Below are 4,202 nucleotides of genomic sequence, written 5' to 3'. Positions count from 1 at the left end.
CCAGGGACCCAACGAGCTACGCCCGCCAACCATCAAGCCAAGGCTTGACCTTCTTCGCAATACACAGGGACCCAGGGGCAGCCGCACTGCGCCGGCCCCTGGGTCCCGGGTCGGCTACGCCGCCCGGGATGACACAAAAAAGGGAGCTGGGCTTCTACGGAACGATCACCGCCTTGCCCACCACCTTCCGCTCGCTCAACAAGGCGAACGCCTCGCGCCAGCGCTCCAGGGGCAGCTCGGCGCAGACGTGCGGCCGGATGCGGCCTTCGTTCGCCATCGCCCACACCGCCTGCGCGTTCTCGCGGCCCTGGTCGGGGAACTGGCGGCCGTATTCGCCGGCTCGCACGCCCATGACCGAGAAGCCCTTGATCAGCGGCATGTTGACCGAGACGGTCGGGATGCGCCCCGAGGTGAAGCCGATCACCAAGAGCCGCCCGTCGAAGGCGACGCAGCGGACGCTCTCGTCGAAGACGTCGCCGCCCACGGGATCGTAGATCACGTCCGCGCCGTGGCCGCCGGTGATCTCTTTCACCCGGTCGCGGAAGCCGCCCGTCACATTGACCACGGCGTCGGGCGCGTACAGCGCCTTGACTTGGGCCAGCTTGTCGTCCGAGGCGGAGGTCGCGATGACCCGTGCGCCCAGCGCCTTGGCCAGGTCGACGGCGGCCAGTCCCACCCCGCCGGCCGCGCCGTGGACCAGCACCCACTCGCCGGGCTCCAGCCGCGCGCGGCGGACCAGGGCGACATAGGCGGTCAGATAGGCCGCGCCATAGGCCGCGCCTTCGGCGAACGACAGCCGTTCGGGCTTGGGTTTGAGCGCGTCTGCCGACAGCACCGCGTATTCCGCGAAGCCGCCCAGGCGCGCGCCCCCGACCACGGCCTGGCCGATCGCCAGGTCCGTGACGCCGTCGCCCAGCGCGACGACCTCGCCGGAGAGGTCCAGGCCAGGGGTGAACGGCAGGGGCGGTTTGAACTGGTACTCGCCGCGCGTCATCAGCAGGTCGGGGAAGTTCACGCTGGCCGCCCGGACGCGCACCAGGACCTCGTCGGGCCCCGGGGAGGGCGTCGGGACCTCGCGCACGGCGCAGCCGCCGAAGTCGGGCGCCAGGGCTTCGACGACGAGGGCGCGCATGGTGAGGGGGAGGAGCATTCCCAGTTCCATAAAATCAGTGTCATCCCGGCCGGAGCGAAGCGTAGAGCCGGGACCCAGGGGCGGCTCGCACAGTGTTCACGCACCCCCTGGGTGCCGGATAAGCCCTACGGGCTTTCCGGGATGACACGGTGAGGGGGCGGGATTTGGCTCCTAGCTCCCCGCCTCGAACGTCTCGCGCACCAGCCCGGCGATCTCCCGACACGCCGCGTCGGCCGCGGGGATCGCGCCCGTGAAGGCGGTGAACGCGTGGGCCAGGCTGTCGTAGCGGCGATAGCGCACCGGCACGCCAGCGGCTTGCAGCCGCTTGGCGTACGCCTCGCCCTGGTCGGTCAGCGGATCGAAGCCGGCGGTGGCGATCACGGCGGGGGCCAGGCCCGAAAGGTCCTCGGTGCGGTCGGGAGACAGGCGCGGATCGGCCGGATCGGCGTCGGCGCCGATGTAATGGCCCATGAACCACTCCATGGTCTCGCGGGTCAGCGGATAGGCGTCGCCGAAGGTGGTCATGGACGGCGTTTCGCTGGCGACGTCCACGGCCGGATAGATCAGGATCTGGGCCGAGGGCTGCGGCTCGCCCTTGCGCTTCATTTCCTGGGCGACGATGGCCGAGAAGTTGCCGCCCATGCTGTCGCCGCCGATGGCTGGCGGGAGGGGGGCGGCGCCGAAGCGGGCAGTGTTGTCGCGCGCCCAGCGATAGGCGGCCAGCACGTCCTCGAGGCCCGCCGGAAACTTGTGGTCGGGCGCCAGGCGGTAGTCGACCGAGATCACCGCGGTGCGGACGATCCGCGCCAGGATCGAGCAGAAGGCGTGGCAGGTCTCCAGATCGCCGATCACCCCGCCGCCCATGTGGGCGTAGACGATCAGCGGGGCGTGGATGTCCTGGATCTCCGGGCGATAGGCGCGGCAGGGGATCGGACCGTTGGGGCCTTCGACCGAGAGGCTCTCGGTGCGCACGCCCGGCTCCAGCGGCCCCTGCACGGCGGCCAGGCCCTTGGCGCTGCCCGCGACAGCTTCGGCGGGCGTCAGGCTGGACATCGGCGGCAGCTTCCTGGCTGCGTGGGCGAAGAACTGGAAGCGCGGGTCCAGCGTCCGCCCGCCCTTGTAGACCACCCCGCCGCCCGACATGGCGCGCAGGATCGGGCTGGGCAGGGACAGGATCAACTTCAGTATGGCTTTCTGTGTGGCGTCCGAGGCCATGTTTCCCCCTCTCTTGTTGTTGTTCTTAGGATCTCAACCCGAAGGCAAAAAACCTCGTGTCATCCCGGCCGAACCCCGGCCTTGAGCCGGAGGAAGAGCCGGGACCCAGGGGCGGCGCGCACGGCGCTTCGTCACCCCCTGGGTCCCGGATAGCCTCTTCGAGGCTTCCGGGATGACACGATGATGATGAGGCGTAGGTGTTCATGCGCCTACAACTTCGGCAGGGCCGGCACCCCGCCCAGGATCAGCTTGACGGCGAAGTCCGCGGCCGCCCCCGTGTCGACCGGCCGCCGCTCCAGCATCTTGTCGCCCAGCTCCCGGGCGATCGCGATGCAGGCCGAGGTCAGGTAGTCCAGATCGACCGGCGGGGCGTTGTCGTGGGCCAGCACCCGGGCGAAGGCCTCGCGCACCTCGTCGAAGACCGCGGTCAGCTCGGGTGTCGAGCGGGCGTGCGGGAAGGCCTCGCCGACGGGACGGTCGAGGCGCCAGCTTTCCTGCTCCTTGGCCAGGAACTCGAAATAGGCCAGCACGGCGCCACGCAGGAACGACGGGAAGTCGGTGGCCTTCTCGGACTCGGCGCGCAGCAGGGGCCGGAAACGGCGCGCGCCGTCGTCGGCCAGGGCGTCGAACACCTCCTCCTTGGACTTGTAGTAGTTGTAGAAGGTGCCGGAAGCCAAACCGGTGCGGCGGATGATGTCGCGCACCGTGGCCGCGTCATAGCCCAGCTCGCCGAACACCTCGCGCGCCGCGTCGAGGATGGCCTGGCGGTTGGCGGTCTTGGTCCGCTCGCGCTTGCCCGGCCGCTGGTCGATGTGGGGCTTGGGGAAGTAGGCGATGTTGGACATGGGCCCCGACTCGGAGATGGCGCGATCGTGACGCGCCGTCAGGATGACAGCCTTAGTCCGGGGGAGGATGCAAGGGTTAGGCTTCGAGTTTGAATATCCCGATCTCCCCGGCGAATGCCGGGGCCCAGATCGCGGATGCCGGGGTGGACTGGAGAAGCTCGGAGTTTCCAGAGCCCACCTCTCGCGCCTTTCCACCTGGGCCCCGGCGTTCGCCGGGGAAGTCGGAATGGAGAGAGGTCTCATAAGGGTTTCACCGGCTGCTCGATGTCGTAGACGGCCTCGCTGATCGCTTCGAGCTTCTCGCGGTACAGGGCCTGGGCGTCGTGGAGGCCCTGGTTGTACCAGTAGGGCCCCAGCCGCTCGGTCACGAAGTCCAGCAGGAACTCGGCGTCGAAGCCCTTCACCTCCAGGTCCAGCTCGTCGCGCAGATAGTGCGAAAGGCCGGCGACCAGCCTGGCGCGGGTGTCCTTGTCGAAGGTGATCTTGGGCATGGGGGGCGGCTCCTCTTTTCGCAGAGAGGCGTAGCTTACTTGCCCCCTCCGCGCCTACGGCGCTCCTCCCCCGGAGGGGGAAGAAGGCTCCCGTTCCTTCTGCCCCCTCCGGGGGCGGACGATCGCGAAGCGATCAGGTGGGGGCCAGCAGCGGTTCCGATTTGCTCTCCGCCCGTCCCACCACCGGCAGCTTGCCGCCCTGGCTCCGCGCCCGCGCCTCGCCCTTGGCGATCTCCTTCTTGAGGTCGGCGCAATAGAGGTTGAAGTCGACCTGGATGGTGTGGCGGGCCGACTCGTAGAAGTGGCCGGTGTGGCGCGCATCGTCCTTGGCGATGATCTTCTCCATCTCGGCGCGGGGCGGCGGGGCGTACTGGCCGGCCAGGTAGGCGGCGGCCAGCTTGGCCTGCTGCTCGGCGAAGTTCACCAGGGTGGGCAGCGGCTGGGCCAGGCCCATGAAGAACAGGTTGTCGATCCCCGGCTTCATCATCCGCTTGAACAGCGGCAAGCGGTGGTCGGCGT

The 4,202-nt window shown here is 69.2% G+C and carries 5 protein-coding genes and 1 pseudogene; 1 reads left to right on the top strand and 5 read right to left on the bottom strand.

Annotated features, from left to right (window positions below):
- Positions 1–154: 154 nt before the first annotated feature.
- Together DI526_RS23210 and DI526_RS23205 are read right to left on the bottom strand one after the other, a co-directional pair.
- Positions 155–1,150, bottom strand: a complete 996-nt coding sequence (locus DI526_RS23210) for an NADPH:quinone oxidoreductase family protein (RefSeq protein WP_304283354.1) — start codon at positions 1,148–1,150, stop codon at positions 155–157.
- Between the two features lie 153 nt (positions 1,151–1,303).
- Entirely contained in the window at positions 1,304–2,347 is a 1,044-nt protein-coding gene (locus DI526_RS23205) for an alpha/beta hydrolase (RefSeq protein WP_304283351.1), read from the bottom strand.
- A gap of 30 nt (positions 2,348–2,377) precedes the next feature.
- Here DI526_RS23205 and DI526_RS23200 point away from each other — a divergent pair, with 30 nt between their 5' ends.
- Entirely contained in the window at positions 2,378–2,500 is a 123-nt protein-coding gene (locus DI526_RS23200) for a hypothetical protein (protein ID WP_304283357.1), read from the top strand.
- Positions 2,501–2,556: 56 nt separating this feature from the next.
- On the opposite strand, the gene DI526_RS23195 is transcribed toward DI526_RS23200, so the two are convergent.
- From DI526_RS23195 to DI526_RS23185, 3 genes and pseudogenes are all read right to left on the bottom strand, one after another.
- Complete coding sequence (locus DI526_RS23195; protein WP_304283349.1) at positions 2,557–3,192, bottom strand: TetR/AcrR family transcriptional regulator; 636 nt, start codon at positions 3,190–3,192, stop codon at positions 2,557–2,559.
- A 239-nt stretch (positions 3,193–3,431) separates the two neighbouring features.
- Positions 3,432–3,683, bottom strand: coding sequence for a DUF2164 domain-containing protein (locus DI526_RS23190; RefSeq protein WP_304283347.1), 252 nt, complete (start codon positions 3,681–3,683; stop codon positions 3,432–3,434).
- Between the two features lie 133 nt (positions 3,684–3,816).
- Positions 3,817–4,202 (bottom strand): annotated as a pseudogene (locus DI526_RS23185) (NAD(P)/FAD-dependent oxidoreductase); the annotation flags it as partial.

The organism is Caulobacter segnis, assembly GCF_003243465.1.
Taxonomy (GTDB): Bacteria; Pseudomonadota; Alphaproteobacteria; order Caulobacterales; family Caulobacteraceae; genus Caulobacter; species Caulobacter segnis_A.
This window is presented reverse-complemented; position numbering and strand designations above follow the sequence as displayed.

Excerpts from the sequence above, each read along its gene's own strand:
- DI526_RS23210 (WP_304283354.1), bottom strand. The coding sequence starts at position 1,150 with ATGCTCCTCCCCCTCACCATGCGCGCCCTCGTCGTCGAAGCCCTGGCG.
- DI526_RS23205 (WP_304283351.1), bottom strand. The coding sequence starts at position 2,347 with ATGGCCTCGGACGCCACACAGAAAGCCATACTGAAGTTGATCCTGTCC.
- DI526_RS23195 (WP_304283349.1), bottom strand. The coding sequence starts at position 3,192 with ATGTCCAACATCGCCTACTTCCCCAAGCCCCACATCGACCAGCGGCCG.
- DI526_RS23190 (WP_304283347.1), bottom strand. The coding sequence starts at position 3,683 with ATGCCCAAGATCACCTTCGACAAGGACACCCGCGCCAGGCTGGTCGCC.